The organism is Candidatus Poribacteria bacterium, from assembly GCA_021295715.1.
GTDB lineage: Bacteria > Poribacteria > WGA-4E > WGA-4E > WGA-3G > WGA-3G.
Genome location: JAGWBV010000036.1, coordinates 10296 through 36800, shown reverse-complemented (window position 1 = coordinate 36800; position 26505 = coordinate 10296). Strand labels below are relative to the sequence as shown.

Genomic DNA, 26505 nt, shown 5'->3' with positions numbered 1-26505 from the left:
AATACTACCTTTCGCAAACTCAAAGAGGCTACTGAAAACTCCCTAAATTGACACCTATGGTGCGGTTAGAAACCGCACCGGATTCTCAGCGAAGTGGCTGATTAGTCGTCGAATCCCAACCGTTTTACCTCTGTTTGTAAGGAGATTCCTGTCTTTTCACGCACCTGTTCTTGGATGTAGGCGACCAAATCCAACACATCCGCCGCTGTCGCATTGTCGATATTGAGAATGAAATTTCCGTGTACCGTGGACACCTCTGCACCACCAATACGGTGACCTTTCAAGCCGCTGATGTCGATCAACCGTCCCGCGGAATCCCCGGGTGGATTTTTGAACATGCATCCCGCGTTCTCTTCGGCGAAGGGTTGTGTTTCAACTTTCTGCTTGTAAAACGCTTGCATCCGTGCCGTGATCGCGTCAGCGTCCCCGGATTCGAGTTTCAGCGTCGCACCTGTGACACAAAAATAGGCATCCAAACCGCTGCGTCGGTATTCAAATTTTGCCTCAGTGTGGGTTAAGTTGACGAGTTCACCGATGTCGTTCATGACTGTGACATCTGTGACGACATCTCCAAAACTACTCCCCCATGCGCCAGCGTTCATAATCAGGGCACCGCCAACGGAACCGGGGATGCCGAGCGCAAACTCCACACCGCTCAGCCCCTGTCGCGACATCACTTTTGAGAGTCGCGGTAGTGAGAGACCCGCGCCGACCAAAACGATGTTCCCATCGACCTCCAGTTTCGCTAACTCACCGACTAACCTGACACCGATGCCATTGAAGCCGGCATCGCTTACCAACAGGTTTGAGCCACGACCAATAATTGCGACTGGGACATCCCACTGCCGATGAAAACGTGCCACTGCTGCCAATTCTGCTACTGTACTGACTTCAATGTAAGCAGCGGCTTCGCCACCGATGCCGAAGTAGGTATGCTTTGCAAGGGGTTCCCCAAACCGAAGTGTTTTTGCTTGGGGTTTTTGCTTGGGTCTTTTCTGCGGATTTCCCGAGTCTTTTACCATGTTCAACAGTGTATCTTTCCAATCCATTTTGTGCTCCCTTTCTCTCTATTATAGCATGCATATTGGAAGGTGTCAACAGCGCGGAGGCGTTGGATTACGGATATTTGGTTTTCGGTTTGACACTATTTTCAGCAACCCAGAGAAAATAAAAACGAACCTTTTCCGAACAGATTTGACTAAAAAGGCAGAACCAAATTGTGAACGCCTTTCAAAAAGTATTGGAGGCATTCACAAAATCAAAATTCCAATAGGAGAAATAAAAATGAAGCAGAAATTTTTGACAATCAGTGCAATCGCAGTTATCGCAATCGTAGGTTTGTTTGTTTTTGAACATGCAACGTCAGCACAACGACCCAACCGGGACGCACAAGGTCAACGTGGAAACCGTCAGGGCGGCGACCGAGGCGGCAGGGGAATGACGGGAATGATGAACCCCGCTTCTTTGGTTGATGATTCTTGGGTCGATTTGACCTTCACTCTGAAAGTTGATGATGAGACACTTGTGAAGGCACGTCCTGTTTATCAGATGGTTCGCGATAAATTTCAAGCGAAAATGAAAGAGGCACAGGCATCCGGTGACATGGGAACTGCTATGGCGGAGATGCAAAGTTTTGCGGCAACCGTCGGTAAAGAGTTCCAAACGAACCTCAAAGAGGTATTGACCGAAGAACAGATGACCAAACTCAACGAATTGACGAAAAAGCGTCAGATGGAACAGCAGACTCGTATGAACCGTTGGCGTGGTGAAGGTGGTCGTCGCGGTGGCGGCACCCAGTAATTGTCGCACGGTAGTAAACACACGTCTCATTCGTTATTATACATTAGGTCGGGCTCTCGCCCGACCTTTCTACTTTTAAGCCGCTGTTTGCGAGCAGAATTGAGTCGGTAGGCTTATCTTTTGTGGGAGAGATTTGTAACCCAACACTTTATAGAGTGCTTTAGATTTCTACTTTTCTTGAGTTGACGCGTATGGTTTCAGACAGGATCGACGTGTATGGACGTTCAGAATAATCAGTTACCGCTGTGCTCTTCGACCCAATCGAGAATCATTTCTCGATTTTCAGCGTCCCCGTGTTGCTGGAACCACTTGGCGAGGTGTCTACCCGTCTCAATAACGCGTGAATCCGTCTCTTCAGAGGTGCCAGATCTTTTGACAGAATTCAGCGCGAGTTGATATTTTTCGACCGCTGCAGATGTCTGTTTTCGATGCATCAAGGCGATAGCAAGGAGGCATCGGACCTCGACGAGAGTATCCTCTCTCATTTTATTGCCACGTTCGCGAATCAACTGGGATTCTAACGACAGCAGATTCCTGAAGGCAGGCATGTTAATCGGGTCTTTCCGCAGGACGGTTTCAAAGCCAGCGAACGCTTTCGTATGTTCACCTTCCACAAGGTGTAAGTAACCGATAGTGTTGTAAATCTCAATGTCGCGCGCAGATGCGGGAATCGCCTCAAATTCAGCGAGTGCGTCAGTGTACTGCCGTTGCCGCATGAGCGCGTTACCACGTCGGATTTTCAGGTTAATCTGTTCCTCTTTTGCCTGTAGATTTTCTGGTGATTGTGCCAAAACGCGCGATATTTCCGTAGCAGCACGTTCATAGTCTTCAGCACCTTGGTATGCGTTCGCCAGGCTCAACCTTAAATTCAGATCCGTAGGTGTAAGACGGAGTGCCTCTTCAAGCAGTTGGATCGCTGTTGTGTACTCTCCCGCATCGCTGAGGCTTCGCGCATAGTGATGATAGGCTGCAATGAGGTTATGTAAGGCGTGATCAGCATTAGGATTGACGTTATAAACGTGCTGAAATACCGACAACGCATCGGCATAGTCGCCTTTTTTCAGATATAATTCTCCAAGCAAATTACGGATATGCATTTCGTTTGGATGGAGTTTCTGTAGTTCGAGATACGCCACCACGGCTTCATCTAATTCGTCTGCTTCACTATGTGCGTTCGCCTTTCGGGTAAATGCGTCGCTTAGGTTAGTTCGAGCGATTTGGAGCGTCGGCATCAGTCGTAAAGCTTTACGATAAGCATCGATCGCTTCGTCCCATTTTCCACGGTTTCGTAGCGATACACCGTAATTGTTATAGCAGTGTGCAAAGTTTTGCTGTGTCAGGGCATCGACGGGATTAAGGTCGATCGCTTTCTGATAGTAGCCGATAGCCTTTTCAAATTGACCCGCTTGGGCGTATCCGTTGCCCATGAGTTGATAGGTAGGCGCGTCAAGAGGTTCCATCTGTAGCACCCTTTCAAATGCGGTGGCGGCGGTCTCAAAATCTTTTGATGCCAGTGCTTTGAATCCTTTGGCTCGGAGGAGTTGATGTAGATTTCGCCGTGCGGCTTTGTGATACGGTGCGATGTGAAGTGCTTTTTCAAACGCTTGGATCGCTTTCTCAGCATTTTTTTTCTCGTAATAGAAGATACCGAGCGTGTTGTAATCCGCTGGCGACGGTTTCTGGGTTATCCGTTTCTCAAGAAGACTGATCGCTTCATGTGTTTCGCCTGTTTCATGGTAAGTTTGGATCAGTTTTTCTATGGCAGGTCGAAACTTGGCGTCTAACCGCCTACAAGTTTGAAAACTGTCGATTGCAGATACGGTATCACCTTTGTCGAAGTAGATGGCTCCGAGTAGATAGTGTGCCCGCAGTTGTGTTTGAGGATCGGAATACGGTTTCTGTTCAATCTCGGTTTTCAGGACCTTGATAGCGACCTCGTGTTGTGGTGTATTAAGCGGTGTGTTATAGAGTTTACGTAGCGTCGCTATATCGCGCGCAGATGGCTGTTGTGCCGTTGCTGTCGGATAACAGATGTCTCCCGGATGCGGACTGTGTCCCCACAAGCCGATTGCGTGTCCGAATTCGTGGACGCAAACTGTTCGCATCTCTTCCTGGGACAGTTCCCCGACAGTTCCGTAACCTTCTAACATGAGGATAACTTCTACTGTAAAACTGATCTCGTGTCCTGTTTCGGTTGATCGGTCTTCAACTGCAGTGGCAGAACCTACTTCTAATCCGTTAGAAAAGGTGCCGATTTGGACGTTATCTTTGAGGCGTGTTAACTCTGCACTGCCGAGTCTCGTATCTTGGAAATCGGCGAGGAGACCGGTGTAGCCCCAACTCACACGGATATCTGCGTTCTGAGGTGTTTCAGTTTCTTCAAAATGGACGTTGCCTTCACTGACGGTGTGCCATGTTTGCATCGCGTATCGGATTTCAGGTAGATACGGACTCTCTTTCAGAACAGGGGAGATGTATACCCGGATCGGCATCTCTGTAAAACGCGTGATCCGTCCCTGAGAGAAAAGCGTAATGTAGTCAAAATAGTCCGCGTTCTCCGAGTGGGAGTCTTCCAGCGCTGTTGCGGTATTGAGAAGTATAAAAGCAAAAACTATTAGGGTAATAACAAGATAGATTTGTAAAGTTCTGATTTTCACAGGGATACTCTTTATTGTCGGTTCATATAAAGGACAATAGGGCAAGCGTCTTTAATCAAAAACTTGCCCTATTGATGTCTTTCGCCTCATTTTTCCATTGTCACCACCACGACCTGTGCTTCGTTGTGATGAAAGCTCGATGATTGCTGTTGATCATTATTGCCATGTATCGCCTTCATCCCACGGAAATTCCGAGCAGCCGATTCTGGGTCTTGATCTACTAAGAAGAAGTACCCATTTTCCTCATAAGTCTGAATGGGTGGGAACTTCTCTGTCCGCGCCGCAACAATCAAAATTTCCGCACCAAACGGTGGAGCGCACACAAACTCGCCAATCTCTACATCGGTATTGACCCGGGATGGATCAATATAGTAGTTGCCTTGGAGAAGCGTGTATTTCCTATCAGCAAGAATATAGAGCAACCGGAGGTAGGCGGGTTGATTCACGCGCCCGAAAACTTTCATCGTTTCGCCTCTAATATAATACACGGGATCCCGCCCTCTGTCTGTCCATACATCGACCTCTAAGCCACCAACGGTGGAAGGCTGATACATAGGGGGTTCAGAATTCTTTGGCTTCCTTGAATTTGAATCCTGCACAATATATTGAGGCTTGAAAGGTTTCTTGTATTCGCTGAACTCCTCATAATTAGGAGGGGTGAGGACAATTGGTGGGCGGAGTTGTGAATTCAAAAAACTCACTACACTGCTTGCCAGAAATTCACCAGTATGCAGATCGCGCAATGTTTCCCGAATTGTAATTTCGTCCCCGTTTTGCCAACACGAACCAGAAAATCGATATCGCTCTCCTTGATCGGTCATGTTAATGTTGAAGTTTTTCCGCTTGAAACCACGCTTGCGATGGACGAAGTGCCATTTAAATTGCTTCTGTATGGCGTTACTAAAATCAAGGGAAAAGTGACAGATTAACCCATCGTGTCTATAGGTAAGTGGTTCAAGCTGAACTTGGCCACTAAGTGAGCCAATCTGCTGGATCTCAAATTGTGATCTAATGGTCCCGGCAACGTCTACAAGACTGGCAATAACTTTCGGATCGAGTTCTTTAACACGCTTAATCACCTGCCTATGTGACTTCATTAGTGCGTCTCCGCCGCTGGTATTTCTTGCAAAATTTTCCAATCGCGTGAGGGCATCGCTAAAATTAGGCTCGTATTCAGCTCCAATTTGGATAATCTCTGTCTCTTTCAGTGCCTCGTAAAGTGGATAGGTTTGCAAGTATATCTTTGCCGCGTCTTTTATCTCTAACGCATTCTCGGCATTTTGGGCTGTTTCAAGGATACGGTTAATCTCTCGGTGCAGTTTCTCTTCCTGCTTAGCATAGAGTTGCTTAAGTTCGTCCCGTTTGACGTAAACAAGAGCGTACGTATGTTGATCTGTCCGCGCTGCATCAACAGACAGATTCCGTTCGCTAAGTCCACCGAGTTGTAAAGCAGGGAGTTCTCGAGATTCTAAGCAATAATGTTCCAATACTGCACTGTAGTGTTCACGGACCATATCGTATTGTGCCGAATCATTTGAGAGAACGATATACCGTACCTTCTTGAGAATCCTAGTAGCAATTCTATTCCGTGCCTCCGCTAACGCATTTTCAAAGGCTCCTTTTTCGGTTCCATGACTCCATCCTATCTCAAAAAGAAAGGTCTCAATTGGATATTTCTTTACTTCAGACAAAACCCAACCGGGCAAAGGATCGGACTCTGAGGCATTGGCGTAGTTTATCGCGCGAAAATCTGTGTTTTCCATCAGTTCAGGTGCGGCGCAGCCGATTGTTATGCACACAATTAGAGAAAAAACGAATATGTTTCGCATGGCTTAAGTGTTCCTTTCTTATTGAGAATGGGTTGTTTCATTCTGTTGCGATGAATAGGAAATCACTCCCTCCCTCATTCCGACCAAATTCATCGAAACATGGGGTTGGGGTACTGAGCCCCTCAAGATAAGTTAAAATTTCCTTTATGGTGAGGATGTTGTCGCGACCGCCTTGGCTTCGTAAAGCTTCAAGAAACGCACGAATAAACAACGAATAGTCGGGAACTCGTTCATTAGCCCCTGAGGTCAAGTACCAGCGAGTCGTATATGTCAATATCCGTTTAACGTCTGCTTGTGATAGAGAACGAAACGCGTCTTCTCCTTCACCACGCATGGCGAGCCGTTCATCAAACGTCCCGCTGTAACAGGTGTCCAACACCAGAAGAATGTGTTTACATGCCATCCTGTCAATGAAATCTCGGAAATAGGAGTGAGAGAGGTAACCTTCTCTGATACTATCATCTTCAGGATTTTTTGTATCTTGAGAAACGAGATAGCCCATATTATTATTAAAGTCTCCATGTCCAGCAAAAAAGATCAGCAATTGGTCTTCCGGTGTGTATTCCTTCTGGGCATATTTATGTAGGACACGAAGAATATCTGTCTTCGTTGGATTTTGAATCAATTCAACTTCAAAACCGTAGATGTCTTCTAAATCTCGACCGATGTTTATCGCATCAACAAGCGGATATCGGAGTTTGGGCCAGTGATCATAGGTATCCACAGCGAATAGCAACGCGTAATTTTTTCGAATTGGTGGTGGTGGGTGAACAGTTATTTCCTTAACTGACTGATTGCCCCACGTGTCTGTTGCTGCCACTCGGATGAGGTTGTTACCGGGAGTCAATGAGACTGTTGTTTCAAACTTATCTTCCTTAACCGCTACTCCTATGCCGTTCACCTTGACTTCAGAAACCCCACTCGGATCGGTAACTATACCTGAAACAAGGACGGACTCGTTTGATGAATTGATTGTGGGTTGAAACCCACGTTGGTCGCTGTGCTCCGGAGATATGATTTGAATCTCGGGCCCCTCGGTATCTTCCCGGTGAACGATGAGGACATCCGTATCTATGTTATCTCGTGTGTCAGTTGCGGTGACATGAATCTCGTTTTCGCCAAAATCGAGTAGGGTCGTTGCAGTGAATTCGCCTGTCTCCGAAACTACTACTTTCACATCATTGACCCAAACTTCGGCAATACCTCTGTCATCAATGACACTGCCTTCAACAGTGAATTGATCGGTAGTTACGTAGGCGGGGTTCGATATCGGAGCATGAATAACAATCTCAGGCGGTGTTGGGTCAATGGGGGGATTAGTTTTTTCACGAACGATGGTGAATTGGTGCGTCCCCATATTACGGTGTACATCTGTTGCAATAATACGGATTTCGTTTTTACCGTGATTCAGTGGAACCGTTCCATTGAATATGCCCACCTCTAAAACAGATGCTTCTCTACCATTGATCCAAACATCGGCAATTCTGCTGTCATCAGTGACGTTGACTTTAACCGGAACTTCTCTGACAGTCGAGTTCACGGTACGTTCCATAGGTGAATAGATAACAATTTCAGGCGGCGTGCTATCTTGAAGATGTGACTTAAACCCGAAGTGGGAGAGATTCCAGAGTAAGACGGTGCGGTCCCTGCTACCGCTGGCAAGCGTCCTCCCATCGGGCGAAAACGCAACAGAAGTTACGCCACCGTGATGTCCCGTGAGTGTAGCGACTTCGCGGTGTTTGACAACATCCCACAGTTTAACGGTGTAGTCAACACAAGCGGCGGCAAGTAACTGTCCATCAGGTGAAAACGCAATGGATTCGGCATAGACATAGAGGTTGTTCTGAATTTCAAAGGTAGCAAGGTTTTCTCCAGAAGAGACCTGCCAGAGTTTTATGGTGTTATCACGGCTGCTGCTCGCAAGCGTCTCGCCATTGGGTGAAAATGCAACAGCGTGAACGACACTGCTGTGTCCAGAAAGAGTTTCGTGTATGCGCTCACCCTCGATGTCCCAAAGTTTAATGGTATTATCACGAGCCGACGAGGCTAGCATTTGACCGTCTGGCGAAAATGAAACGGATTCTACAAGACCACCATGTCCGGAGAAAGTGGCGATATCGCGTTTTTGACGGACATCCCATAATATAACAGAACCCTCTTGATCTTCACCACCGCTAACAAGTGTTTTCCCATCGGGGGAGAATGCAACTGACTCCACCCAACTGCCGTGTCGAAGAGAGATGCGTCTACCTTCAGCAGAAACGTGCCACAGTCTCACATAGCCATCAAGGCTTGCTGAGGCGAGAAGTTTCCCATCGGGCGAGAACGCAACCGATGTTACCGCCTTGCTGTGTTGTATGAAAGCCTCACGTTCGCTCCAGTCAGCAACATCCCACAATATGACAGTGTTATCATCACCGCCACTCGCGAGAAGTTTCCCATCGGGTGAAAATGTGACTGTGTACACCGAAGCACCGGGGCTAAGTCGTTCGATCACTCCATTGGGGAGACTGTCGGTGGTCACCTGTCCCTCTGAAACAGTTAGACTTGCCAGGTACACTAGGAGCGTCACATTAAAAAGGAAAATCTTGCGTTTCATCTGATGAATGTGTTTCTACTATTAACTGATATGTTGGACAGGTTACCCCTGTAGCACATCAAGGGATGGTTCATTATAGGCAAATTTCGCGTTGCCCACGATAATTATACATAAAAGGAGGAATAAATCAAGTCTTTTCGCGCGTAGGATATATTATTCTATGATATGTAGTATTCTCTCAATTGCTTGGTGAACAATACCATTGGCTTCTTCAAAATGGAGAGTAACAGGCACATCTTGGGGAGTCATCTCTGGATCTGAGCTGAAACCTAATGCTCTTGTTTCTGATGTCCCGGACGTAATGTTCCCGAATTTTATCTCCCAATTGCTGAAATGAGGAGTGGGACTGGCCGTTGTGACGGTAAATTCTGTAAGTGTGTTTTTACCGGTATTTCTCACAGTAATTTTCAATATTGCTCTTTCACCCGCGCGCAAACGATCTTTAACCCACTGTGCATTTACTTCAACTTGTGGTATAGGGACCGGATCGGGGGCGGGTTCAGGGACAGGATCTGGCTCAGGGTCGGGTTGCGGAACTGGTGGAGACGGAGAATCCGAATTCGGTACAATGATTCCCGAAACTGTGTGGTCTTTGTTGTGCTGCTTTCCACCAACCTCCGTAAAAGCCTGAAACTTAAGTGATTCAATGTCTTTAAGAAAGGATGGATTTCCGATTTCGGACAGAAAATTTCTGATGTAAATCTGCTCAGTACCGGTTGTTGTGCGGTAGTTTCTGCCAATATTACCATGATCTGGGAGTTCAATGCGGTATGGATGATCTGTCAAAGATTCTCTTTGGATTTTCACCGCTTTCCGATCAAACGGGTACGAGAAAGCCCAATAAAGCAGGATGTCCGCTGGCACTCCAATCATCACCGCTTTTTCCCAAGGTTCAGAACCGTACCAGTCAAACGTATCATCTACAAAGGTAAATGTATAGTCATGATCCCAATTGTCGTAGAGCACTTTCCCCAGAAGTCCCAAGGAGGCGAGACCTACACCAAGATCAGTGAGGGTTATCCGAGGTTTGTATATGGCATAAGGCTGGTGTTCTAAGGTTATCCTGAGACTGCGATCTGTTGCGTTAAATCCGAGTTGGAAGTCCAAATCCATACGCGTTTTATTGGCTTTCTTGAGCCCGTATCCCATCCGGGTTTCTGCGAACCGAACTACCGAGCATCCCGTAATGTTCATTAACATTAATACTGTAACCGCGAGCGCGGCTAAATTTTGCTTCATAAACACCTCCTTTTTCCGCAGTAGATTAACTCCGACTCGCCAGTTTGTTTGAGAAGATACTGATTAATCCGCCTAACATCATATACCCGAAAATAACTTCCAGTGTAACGAAAAGACGTGCAGCAGGGTTGTCCGCAACGATGTCTCCAAAACCGAGTGTCGTGAAGGTAACAATGCTGAAATAGAAGCAGTTCCAAAACGTTAACGGTTCACCGCTGTAGGCACCCGTCGATTGATGAAAACGAGGTGTCCAATTTTGCATCCAAGGCGGCAGCCACGTCGGAAGCGGCATATACGCAAGCGCGAATAGAAACGCAAAGAAAAGAGACCAGAACGCCCAGAGTACCAAACTCCGACCATAGTCGGAACTCCATCGCCATAACTTTGCCAATATCGAATTTTCCTGATTGAACGCACGTATGAACTGCTGATCCGCGACGTACCTTTTGAAAAAAGGGCTTGAGACCTCGTCTATGTGTCGGCTATCTAAGTAAAATTCAGTGGGACAGTGCTGTTTTCTGCTGAGTTTGGCTTTCACGGCGTGGAAAAGTGTGTCTTGGATGTATTTAACGTCGCCAAAGGCAGCGACAGAGACAAACTGTGCGGTGGTAAAGTTGGCAGTCCCGATAAATGTGGCGTTGTTGAACGCTGTTGTTTCAGGGAACCATGTTCCTGTGCAGTCAAGGATGCCGTGGAACAGCACGCGACGAAAATTGACTTCAGTGAGGAAGTTAGCCTCATGAAAAACTGCGTTTTCACGGAATTGAACTCTGTGAAAATCGGCGACGCTATAAAATCGCGCCCGCCAAAAACTGGCACTCCTGTGAAAGATCGCGCTGTGAAAATCGGCACGCCTTTGGAAGATGGCTTCACGGAATGCGCAAGGACCGTGTAAAATCGCCTCATCGAAGTCAATATCTGCCTCAAAAAGGGTGCGCCGAAAATCCACCTCTTGTTGGAAGACGACTGTCCGGAAGTTGACGATGCTTTTAAACGTACATCCGATGCAGGAGAGTTTCTTATTCAGGAGTATCCGGTCATTTTCGTCTCGTTTCAATTCGATAGAAAACGGGTCGACAACCCCTTCGATCGTGCAATTCGTGAAGGTAACGGATACGGCATCACTTTGTAATGCGTCAAGGAAGGTCTGTGCTTTGATTGTTTCTCCGTGTTTCTCGTACATCTGTCTTTTTTTACCTTGATTTTTATTTTCTATATAATGGATATAATAGAGCGAAGGGGATGCGCTTATTAAATATCTGAGAGAAGGTCAGCAAGTGGATTCTGAAGAATCGACTTCCTTTTCGGTTGGACAATAGGATGGCTTCTTCCATCTCTAAGATGATAAACTTCTACATCTTCAGGCACTAACCAACATAACTTCGGGACACGCGCCTCCATTTCAGCAGCAGCTTTCGGATTTTTCTTTGACCGTCGCCCGGCGGTTAGGAGGTTTTTAAGCACCGTCAAAAAATACGGACTATGGGTTGTTATAACGATCTGGCTATCAATGTGATTTCGCATCAGGGCGATGATATGCATGAGGTGTTTCTGGGTTGTTGGATGCAGGTGTGCTTCAGGTTCCTCAATCACGCGAAAAATCATTTCATTGTAAAGCATACTCATGAAGGCGTCTTGTAGGATGCGAATGAGATTTTGCTGCCCGGTTGATGCGTTTTCTAAAAACGTTGTGTTCTCACCGGTTGGGTGCGAAAAGAGTCGGGATTGAGAAATTTTGTCTATTGTTTCGTATTCGCCGTTTAAAATGAGGGAAATTTTCTTGAGTAGGAATTCCATTATCGGTTTATCGACTTCTTTTGATTCTTCCTCAAGTCTTTCGTCAAAAAGGTTCCGAAAGTTCTGTGTGCTAAAGGTATCAAGGAATTCTTCATTTTTCTCCAAAAAGCGTGCGATGAGATGGAGATTGGCACGTGAACGGGTTGCAGCGCGCGTATGGAGGTCGCTTTTTATGCCACCATAGAAGATTCTTTTAAGGGCATCTGGGTAGTTGGCAGCAATATTCCTATCTGCAGGGATGAAGAGACTGTCACGATGTTTACCGGCTAATTTCTCCGTGATCTCACTCATTCCGATCGCCATATTCAAAATATAATGGAATTGATCGGTATTTTTATTGATATCACGGTTACCTTCTGAGGATGCACCTGTTTCTTTCGGGGAGTCAGATTCCGTTGCCGCACTGTCGGGCTGTTTTATGTCAACGCTTTTTAGCTTCTCTAATAAGTTGTAACAGAGGTCTTCAACATCGTCCATAACAGCGGGTAATTCGATATGGAGCGATTTCTCATCCGTTAACGTCAGTCTGATGGCACTTTCATCTGTATAATGGTAAATGATTTCAAAGCGGCTATCGGCATTTGGCTGGAAGGACGGATGGCTGGAAGGATGGGGCACCTCTCTTCCACCCTTCCTTTCTTCCATTCCAGTCTCTTGCTGACTACTATTCAGTTTTGGAAATCCTGTGGCATCGCCAAAAAACTCACGGAATTTACGGGCGATTTGTGTGCGAAATACCGTCGACAATTCTTGTCCTGGTGTTTTCAAGTGTTCTGGTGGATAGGAATTAATGTGTCTGATGTGTTGGCGAAAGTCGCGGATTAACTCTTGAAAAAGGTAGATCAGTTTTGCGAGGACACTTTTCCCACTGGCGGTTTCGCCGATGAAAACTACCAAGGTTTTATCCATATCGATTTCTGCTTCGCGGATATTTATGAAATTTTTGACAAATAGTTTAGGCATGGAGCCTCCGAGGAAGGGATAAAATGTTGCTTGTGAACCGATTGAAGCGTCGGTTGCCAAGCGGGAATAACAAGCAATCTTTCGGACACACGCCATCACGATGATCTACTGAAGTGTCCCATCCCGATGATCGGGATCGGGCGACTTCAGAGTGATCGCAGGACTGCCGAGTGATTAGCAAGGGATCTGTGTCCATCCCTTGCTTGTCCGGATTGCATCAATGGCGATTTGATAACGCCAGCCATCTTGAAAGGTCAGATACGGTTCGTGTGGACGGTTCTCAATATCCGCGAGAAAGTCTCGAACAAGCGCAACCCATTTATTTTGGATATCGTCACCGATCCGTGGTAGCGCATCGGTGAGTTGCTTCGGCACGGCCAATTCTTCGACTGTATCGTCAATATTTTTCAGCGCAGTTTCCGAGTCCATATTATACAGCAGAATCGGCGATAAAATATGTCTGCCTTGCCCGACAAGCGTCCCATTACTGCCGTAGAAATACCAACCGCCGATAGGCGTATGCGTTGGCACGCCCGGATGCGTCCGCAGGGTCACCAAGATTTTCCGTGAAGACTCCGATGCCTTGATAGGGGCGGGTGCCATCCAGAAAAGTGCCGAGAAATTGTCCTCTGCATCGCATACCTGCCACTCAAATTTAGCTGCCTCTTCAACCGTGAGTTTTTTACGGACCCACACGCGAAAGTCGCGAATTTCCGGCACAACCGGGGCTTCTCTGATGATGGTTCTCGCTTCGCCTGTGGTGGAGACGACTTTCATGCCGGTCATCCGTTCCAGCATACCGAGTTGATGCGTGAGTCCATTGTTCAGGACACCACCGCCGTGTGCTAATGAGTTCATCCAATTCCACGGTTTTACCGTCTCGGAGGAGGACCCGTTTGTAATCCGACGGTTATATCCAATGTCAATTTCTTTTAACGCACCGATGACTTTTTCCTGCGTTAGCAGCTGACGCATATAAGCGACACTCGGATCATACAGGTGTGTTGCAGCGAAGCCGTGCTTCAGTCCTGTGTCTTTGATGAGATTGTAGATGTGTCCTGCTTCTTCCGAGGTGAGTGCTAACGGTTTTTCGCTGATGATATGGCATCCGAGGTCCACTGCTAATTCGATAACCTCGGTCCGCAGGATCGCGGGTGTTGTGAGGGCAACGATATCCGGTTTGTGCTTCAACAGGCTTTTACGCCAATCGATTGAAGCCTCAGCGACACCTAATCGAGAGGCGACTTTTTGCACGACCTCTATTTTTCGGGCACAAATTGCCAGCACTTCAACACCGTAGTGTTGAAACGCTTTCGTGTGCCCTTCGGCTGACCAGCCAGCACCAACAACAACTGCTTTTAATTTTTTCATCCGGTTCCGAAGTTTTAATCGAGTACTTGAGAAGCGAGGTCTCTAATCTCACCAGTACGCGCCTACAATTTCTCAACAAATAGGCGCGCTTTTTAAGCGCGCCTAAAAGACTGTTTCAGGTTATGCCAGAATCTGATTGACAATACGCGCCTTCTCCTCAACGCCTGTTAATCGATGGTCAAGCCCTTGGAACTTGAAGGTTAACCGCTCGTGATCAATACCGAGTTGGTGGAGAATCGTAGCATTTATATCGCGAACGTGGACAGGGTCACGGACGATATTGTAACTGAAGTCATCGGTTTTGCCAAGGACGACACCGCCTTTGATACCGCCGCCAGCCATCCAGCGCGTAAAGCATTTCGGATGATGGTCACGTCCATAGTTATCCGGCGTGAGGGTGCCTTGACAGTAGACGGTTCGTCCAAATTCACCGCCCCAGACGACTAAGGTTTCATCGAGCATCCCGCGCTGTTTTAAGTCTTTGATGAGTCCAGCCGAGGGCTGGTCAATATCGCGAGCTTGATTGCGGATGTTCTTGGGCAGCTCCCCGTGTTGATCCCAACCTCGGTGGAAGACTTGAGCGAGACGGACATCGCGCTCCATCATCCGACGGGCGAGGATACAGCAGTTGGCAAATGTCCCCGGGGTTTTCACCTCAGGTCCATACAATTCTAAGACGTGATCGGGCTCCTGAGACAAATCCGTCAGTTCAGGCACACTCGTCTGCATACGAAACGCCATTTCGTATTGTGAGATACGGGCATGCGTCTCGGGATCACCGATTTCTTCGTAGAGTTCCTTGTTGAGTTCAACAAGGGTATCTAACATCTGTTTTCTCGTCTTTTCATTGACACCTTCCGGATTTGAAAGGAACAGAACGGGGTCGCCTTGACTCCGAAGTAGCACGCCTTGGTGTTCCGATGGGAGGAAACCGGATCCCCACAGTCGATTATAAAGTGCTTGTGCTCCCTTTGGACCGCTCCATGTCGCGTTCATCACGATAAACGCAGGCAAGTTTTCGTTTTCACTACCAAGTCCATAACTCAACCATGCCCCAAGACTCGGTTTGCCGGGGCTTTCATCACCGGTACAGAAGAAGGTGATAGCGGGATCGTGGTTAATCGCCTCGGTGTGTACCGTCTTGATAATTGCAAGGTCTTTCGCCACCGATCCGGTATGTGGTAGCAGTTCGCTAATCCATACACCGTCACCACCGTTATCATGCTTCTTGAATTCAAATATAGACGGTGCGATCGGGAATTTATCCTGCCCTGAGGTCATCGTTGTGAGGCGTTGACCCATCCGGACGGATTCTGGGAGATCCGTATCGAACCATTTCCCCATATTCGGTTTATAGTCGTAGAGATCCAGTTGGGACGGTGCACCGGACATGAATAGGTAAATGGCGCGTTTTGCTTTCGGAGCAAAGTGTGGTAACTCTGGTAAACCTCCAAATCTCGGTTTCGCCCCCTCCCCAGTAACGAGCGGGGACCCCGACGTTTCGAGCGCGTTGACAATGGCATTCGGTAGCAGCGTCGCGAGTGCTGCACCACCGAGGCCTGACGCACATTTACCAAAGAATTGGCGACGGGTTTCAAGCTTCAAATATTCCTTAATTGGGTCCATTGTCTATCTCCTTGCTTAGCAGTTGTCAGCCTATTGGCTTTCTGTTTTCGGCGTGCGGCGATTGCGTATTACTTTCTGTCAAAAACCGCTCTGGCGGACCACTGACTGCCGAGAGCCGATGGCTGACGGCTACGCTACCCTTTGTTCAGGACTTCGTCCAGGTTGAGAATCAGGTTTGCAATCATTGTCCATGCAGCAATTTCGACTGCATCTAAGGTTTCATCAGGTGGCGATTCACCAACAGCAATCAGTTCTTTCGCTGCTTCCGGGTTCGCCTCCAACTCCTCATAGTGGGCTTGGAACGTCTCCAACAGCAGTGATTTCTCCTTCAGGTTCGGAAGGCGAGCTGTTGCCGCCTCAAAGATATAGGCGATACGTGCTTCCTGTGTTTCGCCTCCCTCCTTGATGGTGCGTTCCGCGAACGCGCGCGCTGCTTCAAAGAACTGCGGGTCGTTCATCAGCATTAACGCCTGCATCGGTGTGTTCGTGCGTTCACGGCGGATTGTACAGGCTTCACGCGAAGGAGCATCGAGGATGTTCATCTGTGGCGGTGGTGCGGTCCGTTTCCAGAATGTATAGAGACTCCGACGGTATACCTTATCAGCACCGGCATCTTTAACAAATGTGTCCGTATTAGATCCGGTGAATCCGACGGCTTTCCAGAGTCCATCCGGTTGTGGTGGTTTAACACTCGGACCGCCAATTTTAGTATACAGCAAGCCACTGAGGGCGAGCGCGTTATCTCGAACGGTTTCGGCATCAAGTCGGTACCTTGGACTTCGCGAGAGGAGTGCGTTATCCGCATCGCGTTCCAATTTTTCGGGCGTGACCTGTGCACTCTGCCGGTATGTTGCCGAAGTGAGCATCAATTTGAGCATGCCTTGCACATCCCATCCAGACGTGATGAATTCAGTCGCGAGCCAGTCGAGAAGTTCCGGATGCACCGGCGGTTTCCCTTGTGTCCCGAAATCTTCTGATGTTTCCACAATCCCCATCCCGAAGACGTTTTGCCAGAATCGATTAATCGTGACACGGGAAGTGAGCGGATGCTCCGGTGAAAGCAGCCATTTCGCAAAGCCGAGACGGTTCGGTGCTATATCTTCTGGCATCGCTGGTAACACTGATGGTGTTTGCGGATACACCTGTTCCGCTCGGTGCTGGTATTCTCCGCGTGTTAAGACGTATGCACCTCTCGGTTCCTCTCGCTCTTGCATGACCAAGGTCGTCGTGAGTGATGCGTCGAGTGTGTTCCGTTTTCCTTGAACTTCCGATAAGTCAGCAAAAAGCGTTTTCAGATCCGTGAAGGCGCGCTTAGCATTTTCGTTGACGGTTTTATCTAACGTGATGTTCTTCCGATAGTAATCTCGGATCTGTTCCGTCTGTGCAGTTTCACGTTCGCCACGAGGTGTCCCCGCGATATCGACAATGTCTGCTGGCACCATCGGAGACGCACTTTCCATACGGAAGTAAAAACCAGAGGGACCCGAATAATTAACGACTTTCAGGAGTAGCGTATTGTTACCCGGCTTGAGATTGACCTGCACCTGTTCTTGGTCGGCGGCGGCATCCCGCTGAACGTTTTTGGCGAGGAGTTCCGTGCCGTTCATCCAAACCTTCAGCGCATCGTTGCTCCCAATGTACAGGAGTGCTTTCTGTTGTGTAACAGAGGTGATGTTTCGGAAAAGATAAGTGGCACTGTTTTCACCAACGATGTCGTTATGCACCTGTTCGTCGACCCAATGCGTCTGCTTTTCCCATTTGATCGTTTTTCCATTCACCTCAAATGTATCGCCTGTCTTGACATCTTTCGTTTCAGGTTCGTAGACTTTGTAAAAAGCAAGGTTGCCGTGTTCGGCAGTGAAGGGACCAGCGGCGTGCCAGTCGCCTAAAGTGATTTTGGAACCGATAGGATAAATCGTTGTGGCATCTGTAAGCGCGAGGCGGAATCGCCCAAGCTGCTTATGCCGCAAGTCATATTCGTGTTTGAGGCGGATTTTCAATCGACCACCTTCCATTCCAAACGGAGCAGCGACGAGAAAAATGGCTTGCCGATTTTCGCGCCTTCTGTCGAGTGCCCATCCGGTTTCCGGTTTATCGTCAATCGCATTTGCAACAACACCGTCGAGATTGTTTTTCCCGAATGCTTGCTCGTGGTCTGCCCATGCATGCACAACTTGGATGGGTGTCCATGGGTCATCGGGACTGGTGCTTTCAGTTTCGTTTTCTGCTTCTGCCCACGCTTCGCCTGCGGATTCGCCGTCCGTTTGCACTTCGGTGTTGCTCTCAACGGCAGTCGTATTTTCTGCTTGTGCTTCAGTTTCAGCATCGACGGTGCTTCCGGTCTCTGCTTGCGTTTCAGCATTAACCTCGGTATCGGTGGTTTCCGGTTCGACGGGTGCCTCGCTATCGTCTACGGATGGAGCGATGAAGAGCGCAAAGTCGGTCAAGACAACGTTGCTGTTATCACTTCTACCGACCCCGCTTTTTGGTAAAGACTCATGTGTGAGACCTTCTAAACGAACGGCACTCCATTGGTTTCCGGGTGGCAGTTCCGCAATGACCTCGTAGATTTCCTGCTCAGGATTGGTGCCGCTGGCTAAGATAGAGTTATCCTCTAAAACTTCAAGAGTTGCGCCGCCTTTTGAGTAGAGCGAGGCCGGTTTCAGCGTTGTCCAGCGCGGTATCCTATTTTCCCAAGCGATTTGCGTCGCATCTATTTCAAGGATAGGTGCTTTCGTCTGCGCATCCAGTTCGGCAATCTGCTCATCAAACGCGGCGAGTTCGGATTCCTGCTCCGGAGTCGGCAACTTCACAACGGGGGGAGAGTCCTTGCGATTGCCGTCCATCGCATTTTCGGTAATATTGTTGAAATAGGCGTAGAGTTGATAGAATTCCTTCTGCGTGATCGGATCGTATTTGTGATCGTGACACTGCGCGCATCCGACGGTTAGTCCCATCCAGACAGTCGAAGTCGTGTCTGCTCTGTCAATCGCGTATTGGACATAATATTCCTCATCAATTGAGCCGCCTTCACTCGTCGTGACATGGCATCGGTTAAAACCTGTGGCGATCTTTTGTTCAAGGGTCGGTTCCGGCAAGAGGTCACCCGCTAATTGTTCGATCGTAAACTGGTCGAACGGCATATTTTCATTGAATGCCTCGATAACCCAGTCGCGGTAGGGCCACATTTCACGGTAGTTATCTAAATGGAGTCCGTGTGTATCGCCGTACCGTGCGACATCTAACCAGAAGCGTCCGAGATGTTCGCCGTATTCCGGTTTGGCCATGAAGGCATCAATAACTTTTTCATAAGCGTCGGGTGAATCATCTGCGAGGAATTGATGGACCTCCTCGCGCGTCGGGGGTAAGCCAGTGAGATCAAGACTTAAGCGTCGGATGAGTGTCCGCTTATCGGCTTCGTTTGCAGGTTTTAAGCCCTCTTTTTCAAGACGTGAAAGTATGAACGCATCAATGGGGTTTCGGACCCAGTCTCCATTCTTGACATCAGGCGGCGTTGGACGGATTGGCGTAGTGAATGCCCAGTGTTCTTCCCATTTCGCACCTTCGCGGATCCACTGCGTGATCGCTTCAATTTGTTCTGGTGTCAGTGTCTTGTTGAAACCCGCTGGCGGCATTCGGTAATGGTCATCGTTGGAGGTAATACGAAGATGAAGTTCACTCTCTTCCGGTTTACCCGGAACGATGACCGGATATCCGCTCGGTTCAGAGAACGCTCCGGCTTTCGTATCAATCCGTAGGTTCGCTTGCCGACTCTTCGCGTCTGGTCCGTGGCAAGCATAGCAATTATCCGAAAGGATCGGGCGGATGTCAAGGTTGTAGTCAACCGTTGTTTGTGCGGATTCATTCTGTTCCGCAGCAGATACTGAGGAAAGCCCCAGCACAACAAGGCAAAAACACACCAACAGGGTTACCAATAATGGAATCGTATTGTTAGCAGTTTTCACAGGAATTCTCTCCCTTTTCAGCTTTTAGGATGCAGCTTGCTCCTTTCCTATACTAAAAAAACGGAAGCTGCAATTTGCTATAGTGGAAATAGTGGAATTGGCAATTGTGACGCAAAAATTGTCAAAAGGTTTAGCAAGTTGCCTATAATTTTACGATGAGGTGGCGTTTTTGTCAAATATTTCCCGCCCTGATTGTCAGGATCTTGTTTATGGTAAATTATAAAAAGAAGTCCTACTGTGCCGCAATCTTCTCAAAAATAATAACATGCTGCCACGGTAGGTCATCAAGCGTCTCTATCCAAGACAGCGGATGAGGTGTCGCTTCCTTAATCACCTGCACCTCACTCATCTTGTGCAAACGCTTGATCGGAACACTCCGGTCTTCGGCTCGATATTCGACAAAAACGACCCTGCCACCCGTTTTAAGCGCACGACAGATATTTTGCATCATCTCATACGGATGCGAAAACTCGTGATAGACATCCACCATAATTGCCAAGTCTACGGATTCCGGCGGCAATTTTGGATCAGTGATGGTGCCCAAAACCCCTTTGACATTCGTGATACCTACCTCCGTCATCTTTTTATCAAGTAGGTCGAGCATCTCCTGCTGAATGTCAACGCCGTAGATGGTCCCTGTCTCACCGATTTTCGGGGAGATGCGTCGAGCGATATAACCCGTACCGACACCGATGTCCGCGACGACATCCCCTTCTTTGAGTTTCAGTAACTCGACGAGACGGGTCGGCATCTCTTCGTGTTCGCGTTCCGGACGTTCCAACCATTCCGCACCTTGATGCCCCATCACGCGTGAGATTTCGCGTCCCATGTAGAATTTGCCGATACCGTTTCGGCTCGGTGTTCGCTGTTCATAGCGTGTGCTGGCTGGACGCTCTGTGTTTTGTGCATTTGTGGCGTGACTCAGTAGGAGAGCCACGCTAACAATCAGCAATTTCAGATAGGGATGCGTAGTAAACTCTCCGACTTTTCTTAGCATCAATTTGACTCCCTATTTTTCATTGGACACTGGTAATCCTGCCCATCCGCAAATCCTGTAAATCCTGATTCAGACGACAGTTCACCACCTTCCGAGATAGAGGGACCGGTTTTCCATCGGCATCGGCACTCGAACACCCTGCTGCCGTTGTGAGTCAACGATTGCGAAGACCATCTCGGTGCTTCGGTGTGCGAGGTGGATGTTGCCTTGCGTCTCGGTATCGGTCTCAATCGCCTCGACGATATCCTCAATGCAACCAACGGTGCCGCTCTTACGTTCATAGGGTGGGAATGGTGCTTCCAAAATCTCGTTAAACTCACCTTGTCGTTTACGGAGATAGAAGCCGAGTCCATTATTGAGAGCACGAACTGTCCCTTCGCTACAATTCACCTCAAATTCATAAGCCGTCCCGGGAATGCTGATGCCGTTAATACCGTTCTGAAAACGGATAAATCCCATGACAATACCCGGATCGGTTTCGGTGCGGTTATCCTCAAAGTCAGCATCGTCCACAGCGACGTTGCCTTGCACGTATTCTATTGCGGAATCGCTTGCCAGAAAGAGAAGCATATCCGCGGCGTGCGTATATCCCCAAAGCGCAGCACCGCCGCTATAGGCGATAATAGACCGTCTTTCCCCGAGTTCGCCGCTTTCGAGAATCTCGCGCATTTTGATGTATCCGGGTGTGAAACGACGCTGCGTGCCGAGGTTGAACTTGATGTTGTGTTTTTCGCATACCTCTACCATCGCATCTGCCTCTTCCATGGAAGCACAAAGCGGTTTGTCACAATAGATGCCCTTCGCGCCATTTTCTGCCGCAAATTGCGTGATGTCGGCATGATTACCCGGACGTGTAGCAATACTGACAATATCCGGTTTCTCTTCGACGATCATCTCGCGGTAGTCTAAATAGTACTTTGGAATATTCCATTTGTTGCAGACGTATTGTGCCTTCTCTTCGACGACATCCGCGGCGGCAACAATGTCTGTCCGCTCAAAAGCGGTATACCCTGCGGCGTGCGAGTAGGGCAACGCACCGTGCGGTGTCGCACCGACCTCTTCATCAATTGTGCCGCCCATTCTACCACAGCCAACAATGCAAACACGGTATTGATTCGCTCCCATTGGATTTCCTCCGTTTTCGGGGTTTCCGCTTGCAAACCGAAAGTTTGTTGGAAGAATGGAAGACGAATCCCCTAACCTTCCAACCTTCCGTCCGCTTCTCTCATCTAATTGGTTAATTGAACAACATCTTGCTTGACTATTTCTTTCGTATGGCCATACGATGCCGTTTGCACCAGTTCCTGAACTTCAGGTGTTAACCGGTTGACGATTGTCTCCGGTAGACTTTGCTTGCCATCGTATTGTGGACGATAACGGAGAATCAGGAAGCGTCTATCGCGGTCCTTAGGTCTCCACTGCAAAACGCCGTGTGTCAACAGTTCAGAGATGACGAGAAAGTCCCCCGCTTTAGGCGTGAGATTGGTGAAAACATCATCGGTTTCGGGGTCAATGCCGTCGGGGCCTGGGGTGAGAAGGTCTTCAGGTCTCTCGAATTTGCTTTTATGCGAACCCGGGATAACAATAAGCCCGCCGTCACCGGGCTGCACATCCGTCAAATAGAAGAACGCCACGAAATCGTTGCAGTAGATTTGGCTGTTCTGTACCTCGTAGCGAGTTGACCACTGGCGTCCCTCACGTGCACAGTGCAAACCTGCCGGATTTGTTCCCATCGGTTGCCTGTCCGGGTTGTGCTGTTCGAGTGTAAGTGTGCCGGTGACAAACCGGGGTTTGTCGAAGGTAAACTCTTTAATAAGGGGCCAGATAGCCGGATGCACCGTCATCTCTTCAAGACACCGGTCGAAGGCGAATCCGTGTTCATATCTTCCGCCTTTGCCGGGTTCTAAGTCGCGAGGGCGAGTCGTAAATCCTTCGGGGCGTTCATCAAGTGGCATGTGGATATGTCGATCCACAGCCTCTTGTGCTTCCTTTAGGGCATCGCCTTTGACAGCACCCTCGATGTGTAGATAGCCTGTAACGTCGAACAGATAGCGTTGTTCTGGTGTCATTTTTTACTCCCGTTAGGTTAGCTGGACTTGTTCACTTTTGACAATATCCTTGATATGCGTATAAGATGCGGATTGTGCAAGTTCAAGCGTTTCAGGAGAGAGTCGTTCCATCACTTCAGGTGGGAACGGATCCCTGGGTCCCCTGTCGTCTTGGAAAAACTGTGTTTTGTAACGCAAGATGATAAACCGCCGATACCGCTGTTTCGGTTTCCAGATGAGGACCCCGTGTGTCAGCAGTTCGGACAGGACAATTGCATCGCCAGCGCGTGCTGTCACGTTAACTAAGGCAGGATGGAGTTCATCGGGTGGAGCCTCTGGGTCTGGGAAGAAGAGTCCCTCCGGACGTTCAAAGTTTGCTTTATGCGAACCCGGTAGCACGACTAAACCGCCATCACCCGGATAGACATCGGTGAAATAGAAAAAGACGACAAAGTCGTTGCAGTGAATGTGTCCATTCTTGGCATCGTGGCGGCGCGTTTGCCATCCACAATCTTCACGAGCACAGTGCAACTTGCCGATAATCTGATCGTGCTCTGGTCCTTTGGCAACGAGGCTGCCTCGATTGAAGCGGGGTTTATTATCGGTAAGTTCCTTCACGATGGGCCATGTTTTCGGATGAAGTGTGAGTGCCTCAAGAGATTTGTCGAACGAAAAGCCGTTGGAATAACCGCCACCGCCATAACTAATACCGGGTGGGAGTTCATCCTGCGGCGTTTGAACACATCGTTCGACTGCATCCTGAGCGTTTTGTAGTTCTTCATTGCTGAGGACGTTTTTGAGATGGATATACCCCGTTAAATCAAAAAGATATCGCTGTTTGGGTGTCATGTATTCCTCTCTATCTGTAGTTGATGTATGTTGGAAAGTCCGCTGAGCACTCGCGCGTGAATTATACACACGATTCCAATTTTTCGTCAAATGCTTTTTTCTGAAACGCGCGCCTTCTGTTGTAAGAGCGAGTGTTTTTGCTGGGGTGTTTCTTCATGCTCGCGATCTTGCTGACGGCTGATTGCCAATTGCCGATGACTGAAAACGGAATGCTTCTGGACAGTCTTGATATACACTTGCATGTTGTCCCTTTCTATAGTAAAATGTCTAAAAACGAAACAGAGGTTGTGTATGAAACTCGGATTTGTGAGCGCAATTTTGCCGGAGCAGACATTGGTAGAAGTTGTCCAGTTCGCGGCAGACACTGGTTATGACTGCGTTGAATTGATGTGTTGGCCCAAAGGAAAGGCGGAACGTCGCTACGCTGGCGTTACACACGTTGATGTCGCAGAACTTTCCGATACAGAAGCGGATGAAATCTTACAATGCGTCTCGGATGCCGGAATAACCATCAGTGGGTTGGGCTACTATCCCAATCCACTAACATCTGACGAGGCAGAAGCCGCTATCTATAGCGAACATCTCAAAAAACTGATTCTAACAGCGGAACGTCTGTCGGTGAACATCGTGAATACCTTTATCGGCAGAGATCAAACACGCACGATAGATGAGAATTGGCATCGCTTCAAGCAGGTGTGGGAACCTTTAATCCAATTCGCCGCCGACCACGGTATCCGCATCGGGATTGAAAATTGTCCGATGTTTTTCACCGAAGACGAATGGCCCGCTGGACAAAATCTCGCCTATTGTCCCTCGGTTTGGGAGCGGATGTTTGAAGAGATTCCCTCCCCGAATTTCGGACTCAACTTTGATCCCTCACACTTTATATGGCTTCAGATGGACTATCTGAAGCCGCTCGTGACCTTTGCGGATCGAATCTTCCACGTGCATGCAAAGGACGTTCGATTGGACAGAGCAAAACTGGACGAGGTGGGCATCCTCGCAACGCCTTTGTCCTATCATACACCGAAACTGCCTGGATTGGGAGATGTCGATTGGGGCGGTTTCTTTTCTGTCTTAAGCGATACCGGCTACGAAGGCGCCGTCTGTGTTGAGGTAGAGGATCGGGCTTATGAGGAAACATTGGAGGCACGGCAGCGCGCTTTAAGCCAAAGCCATGTCTATCTGAGACAGTTCATAGGATAAATCTGACGCTGTAGGTTTCGTAGAGGGAACTCCAATACCTGACTTCATTGGCTTAGCGATATCTACAGTATAGAATCAAAAACTAAGCCCGTATGCGAAGCGGAGGGCGGATCTGCGCAAAGGAAGATGAAATCTAAGACTCACCTGACCGAACCGCAAGGTAAATTGGAAAACTGGCTGGACACAGAACGCGCAACATTGGAGCAAGCGGACTTACTCCGGCATCTGCGGACCGTCATGAGTGCCCCGACAGGGACAGTTAATCTTGATGGACGAGATGTTGTATTGCTCGGTTCAAACAACTATTTGGGGTTAAGCACACATCCGAAGGTTATCGCTGCCGCTGTTGAGGCGACGCAGACTTTTGGCACAGGGGCAAGCGGTTCGCGCCTCATTTCCGGGAATAGCGGACTCTACGCTACTTTGGAAATGAATCTTGCGGAGGCAAAAGGAACTGAAGCAGCACTTGTCTTCAGTTCTGGCTATGCCGCCAATACGAGTGTGATTCCCGTGCTCGCGGGAGAAGGCGATCTCATTTTAAGCGACGCGCTTAACCATGCCAGTATCATAGACGGATGTCGTCTCAGTCGTGCCACTAAAAAAGTCTATCAGCATTGTGATGTAGAACACCTTAAAGTCCTGCTATCAGAATCTACTGCATTTCGGAGACGACTCATCGTGACAGATGGCGTTTTCAGCATGGACGGCGATATCGCTCCCTTACCCGATATTTGCGACCTCGCTGCAGCGCACGATGCAATGGTGATGGTAGATGATGCACACGGGTTTGGCGTGTTAGGGAAAAACGGAAGCGGCACCGTTGCGCATTTCGGATTGCGAGGAGAAGGCATTATCCAGATGGGTACACTCAGTAAGGCGGTGGGGGCACTCGGTGGGTATATCGCGGGGAGCCATGCCCTGATCGAGTTGCTCGTCAACCGTGCGCGCGGCTTCATCTTCACGACTGGACTTCCACCGGCGACGTTGGCTGCTGCAAATGCCGCACTTGACCTCATCCGATCTACGCCCGAATTACAACAACGGCTCTCCTCACATGCAGAACGCCTCAAAACTGCCTTGATTGATTTAGGCTATACCCTATTGCCGGGTGAGACACAAATCCTACCAGTAGTATTAGGAGGTCCACAACGGGCGACAGATGTGGCAGAAGCACTCCTAACAGAGGGGGTATTCGCGCCAGCGATACGTCCACCGGCTGTGCCAGCAGAAACGAGCCGATTAAGACTCACCGTCATGGCAACGCATACAGAAGCCGAGATGAAGCAAGCAATCGCTGGATTCGCAACGGTTGCCACCAAATTTCATTGAAGCAACAATTTTAAGCCGCGCCCAGCAATCCCAAAATCCATTCTAATCCGGGTCATCCGTGAGAATCGGCGATTCAGACAATTGACACCCTATACACCTACTTAAATGCTGTGCTTTCATGGCACCTCGTCCACCAATTAACCACGGATAGGTCAATGTACCCAAGCCTAAAGACTTGTTCCTGTAGCAAAAAGCAATAACTGTTTTGCGTTTTGTAGGTCCCGTGTCTC

Annotated in this window: 18 protein-coding genes; 3 read left to right on the top strand and 15 right to left on the bottom strand. The window is 48.6% G+C overall.

The window, feature by feature from the left end:
- Positions 1 to 101: 101 nt before the first annotated feature.
- Positions 102 to 1049 carry a UDP-N-acetylmuramate dehydrogenase gene (murB, locus tag J4G07_10675; GenBank protein ID MCE2414462.1) on the bottom strand — a complete coding sequence of 316 codons (948 nt, stop codon included), beginning with the start codon at positions 1047 to 1049 and terminating at the stop codon, positions 102 to 104.
- A gap of 235 nt (positions 1050 to 1284) precedes the next feature.
- On the opposite strand from murB, the gene J4G07_10670 reads away from it, so the two are divergent.
- Positions 1285 to 1800, top strand: a complete 516-nt coding sequence (locus tag J4G07_10670; GenBank protein MCE2414461.1) for a hypothetical protein — start codon at positions 1285 to 1287, stop codon at positions 1798 to 1800.
- Between the two features lie 233 nt (positions 1801 to 2033).
- Here J4G07_10670 and J4G07_10665 read toward each other — a convergent pair whose 3' ends face one another.
- The 13 genes from J4G07_10665 to J4G07_10605 form a co-directional block, all read right to left on the bottom strand.
- The gene (locus tag J4G07_10665) at positions 2034 to 4457 is read right to left on the bottom strand and encodes a tetratricopeptide repeat protein (protein ID MCE2414460.1); all 2424 of its coding nucleotides are present in this window, start codon (positions 4455 to 4457) and stop codon (positions 2034 to 2036) included.
- Positions 4458 to 4543: 86 nt separating this feature from the next.
- Positions 4544 to 6286, bottom strand: a complete 1743-nt coding sequence (locus J4G07_10660) for a hypothetical protein (protein MCE2414459.1) — start codon at positions 6284 to 6286, stop codon at positions 4544 to 4546.
- A gap of 37 nt (positions 6287 to 6323) precedes the next feature.
- Entirely contained in the window at positions 6324 to 8885 is a 2562-nt protein-coding gene (locus tag J4G07_10655) for a caspase family protein (GenBank protein MCE2414458.1), read from the bottom strand.
- 153 nt (positions 8886 to 9038) lie between these two features.
- Positions 9039 to 10124 carry a hypothetical protein gene (locus tag J4G07_10650; protein ID MCE2414457.1) on the bottom strand — a complete coding sequence of 362 codons (1086 nt, stop codon included), beginning with the start codon at positions 10122 to 10124 and terminating at the stop codon, positions 9039 to 9041.
- A 25-nt stretch (positions 10125 to 10149) separates the two neighbouring features.
- Positions 10150 to 11307 (bottom strand): pentapeptide repeat-containing protein, encoded by a 1158-nt coding sequence (locus tag J4G07_10645; protein ID MCE2414456.1) that lies wholly within the window; start codon positions 11305 to 11307, stop codon positions 10150 to 10152.
- Positions 11308 to 11375: 68 nt separating this feature from the next.
- Complete coding sequence (locus J4G07_10640) at positions 11376 to 12884, bottom strand: AAA family ATPase (GenBank protein MCE2414455.1); 1509 nt, start codon at positions 12882 to 12884, stop codon at positions 11376 to 11378.
- A gap of 174 nt (positions 12885 to 13058) precedes the next feature.
- On the bottom strand, positions 13059 to 14255 hold the full coding sequence (locus tag J4G07_10635; GenBank protein MCE2414454.1) for a Gfo/Idh/MocA family oxidoreductase: 1197 nt from the start codon (positions 14253 to 14255) through the stop codon (positions 13059 to 13061).
- A gap of 120 nt (positions 14256 to 14375) precedes the next feature.
- Positions 14376 to 15881, bottom strand: a complete 1506-nt coding sequence (locus J4G07_10630) for a DUF1501 domain-containing protein (protein MCE2414453.1) — start codon at positions 15879 to 15881, stop codon at positions 14376 to 14378.
- A 134-nt stretch (positions 15882 to 16015) separates the two neighbouring features.
- Positions 16016 to 18727, bottom strand: coding sequence for a DUF1553 domain-containing protein (locus J4G07_10625; GenBank protein MCE2414452.1), 2712 nt, complete (start codon positions 18725 to 18727; stop codon positions 16016 to 16018).
- Positions 18728 to 20078: 1351 nt separating this feature from the next.
- Positions 20079 to 20843 (bottom strand): class I SAM-dependent methyltransferase, encoded by a 765-nt coding sequence (locus tag J4G07_10620; GenBank protein ID MCE2414451.1) that lies wholly within the window; start codon positions 20841 to 20843, stop codon positions 20079 to 20081.
- An 81-nt stretch (positions 20844 to 20924) separates the two neighbouring features.
- Positions 20925 to 21968 (bottom strand): Gfo/Idh/MocA family oxidoreductase, encoded by a 1044-nt coding sequence (locus tag J4G07_10615; GenBank protein ID MCE2414450.1) that lies wholly within the window; start codon positions 21966 to 21968, stop codon positions 20925 to 20927.
- Between the two features lie 104 nt (positions 21969 to 22072).
- Complete coding sequence (locus tag J4G07_10610; protein ID MCE2414449.1) at positions 22073 to 22912, bottom strand: phytanoyl-CoA dioxygenase family protein; 840 nt, start codon at positions 22910 to 22912, stop codon at positions 22073 to 22075.
- Between the two features lie 12 nt (positions 22913 to 22924).
- Entirely contained in the window at positions 22925 to 23740 is an 816-nt protein-coding gene (locus J4G07_10605) for a phytanoyl-CoA dioxygenase family protein (GenBank protein MCE2414448.1), read from the bottom strand.
- Between the two features lie 291 nt (positions 23741 to 24031).
- On the opposite strand from J4G07_10605, the gene J4G07_10600 reads away from it, so the two are divergent.
- Positions 24032 to 24946 (top strand): sugar phosphate isomerase/epimerase, encoded by a 915-nt coding sequence (locus tag J4G07_10600; protein MCE2414447.1) that lies wholly within the window; start codon positions 24032 to 24034, stop codon positions 24944 to 24946.
- A 126-nt stretch (positions 24947 to 25072) separates the two neighbouring features.
- Complete coding sequence (bioF, locus tag J4G07_10595) at positions 25073 to 26275, top strand: 8-amino-7-oxononanoate synthase (GenBank protein ID MCE2414446.1); 1203 nt, start codon at positions 25073 to 25075, stop codon at positions 26273 to 26275.
- Between the two features lie 42 nt (positions 26276 to 26317).
- On the opposite strand, the gene J4G07_10590 is transcribed toward bioF, so the two are convergent.
- On the bottom strand, positions 26318 to 26505 hold a 188-nt coding region (locus tag J4G07_10590; GenBank protein ID MCE2414445.1), incomplete at its 5' end, for a hypothetical protein.

What these genes read in the sequence shown, in the direction of transcription:
- murB (MCE2414462.1), bottom strand. Translation starts at nt 1,049, where the DNA reads ATGGATTGGAAAGATACACTGTTGAACATGGTAAAAGACTCGGGAAAT.
- J4G07_10670 (MCE2414461.1), top strand. Translation starts at nt 1,285, where the DNA reads ATGAAGCAGAAATTTTTGACAATCAGTGCAATCGCAGTTATCGCAATC.
- J4G07_10660 (MCE2414459.1), bottom strand. Translation starts at nt 6,286, where the DNA reads ATGCGAAACATATTCGTTTTTTCTCTAATTGTGTGCATAACAATCGGC.
- J4G07_10655 (MCE2414458.1), bottom strand. Translation starts at nt 8,885, where the DNA reads ATGAAACGCAAGATTTTCCTTTTTAATGTGACGCTCCTAGTGTACCTG.
- J4G07_10650 (MCE2414457.1), bottom strand. Translation starts at nt 10,124, where the DNA reads ATGAAGCAAAATTTAGCCGCGCTCGCGGTTACAGTATTAATGTTAATG.
- J4G07_10645 (MCE2414456.1), bottom strand. Translation starts at nt 11,307, where the DNA reads ATGTACGAGAAACACGGAGAAACAATCAAAGCACAGACCTTCCTTGAC.
- J4G07_10640 (MCE2414455.1), bottom strand. Translation starts at nt 12,884, where the DNA reads ATGCCTAAACTATTTGTCAAAAATTTCATAAATATCCGCGAAGCAGAA.
- J4G07_10635 (MCE2414454.1), bottom strand. Translation starts at nt 14,255, where the DNA reads ATGAAAAAATTAAAAGCAGTTGTTGTTGGTGCTGGCTGGTCAGCCGAA.
- J4G07_10630 (MCE2414453.1), bottom strand. Translation starts at nt 15,881, where the DNA reads ATGGACCCAATTAAGGAATATTTGAAGCTTGAAACCCGTCGCCAATTC.
- J4G07_10625 (MCE2414452.1), bottom strand. Translation starts at nt 18,727, where the DNA reads ATGGACGGCAATCGCAAGGACTCTCCCCCCGTTGTGAAGTTGCCGACT.
- J4G07_10620 (MCE2414451.1), bottom strand. Translation starts at nt 20,843, where the DNA reads ATGCTAAGAAAAGTCGGAGAGTTTACTACGCATCCCTATCTGAAATTG.
- J4G07_10615 (MCE2414450.1), bottom strand. Translation starts at nt 21,968, where the DNA reads ATGGGAGCGAATCAATACCGTGTTTGCATTGTTGGCTGTGGTAGAATG.
- J4G07_10610 (MCE2414449.1), bottom strand. Translation starts at nt 22,912, where the DNA reads ATGACACCAGAACAACGCTATCTGTTCGACGTTACAGGCTATCTACAC.
- J4G07_10605 (MCE2414448.1), bottom strand. Translation starts at nt 23,740, where the DNA reads ATGACACCCAAACAGCGATATCTTTTTGATTTAACGGGGTATATCCAT.
- J4G07_10600 (MCE2414447.1), top strand. Translation starts at nt 24,032, where the DNA reads ATGAAACTCGGATTTGTGAGCGCAATTTTGCCGGAGCAGACATTGGTA.
- bioF (MCE2414446.1), top strand. Translation starts at nt 25,073, where the DNA reads ATGAAATCTAAGACTCACCTGACCGAACCGCAAGGTAAATTGGAAAAC.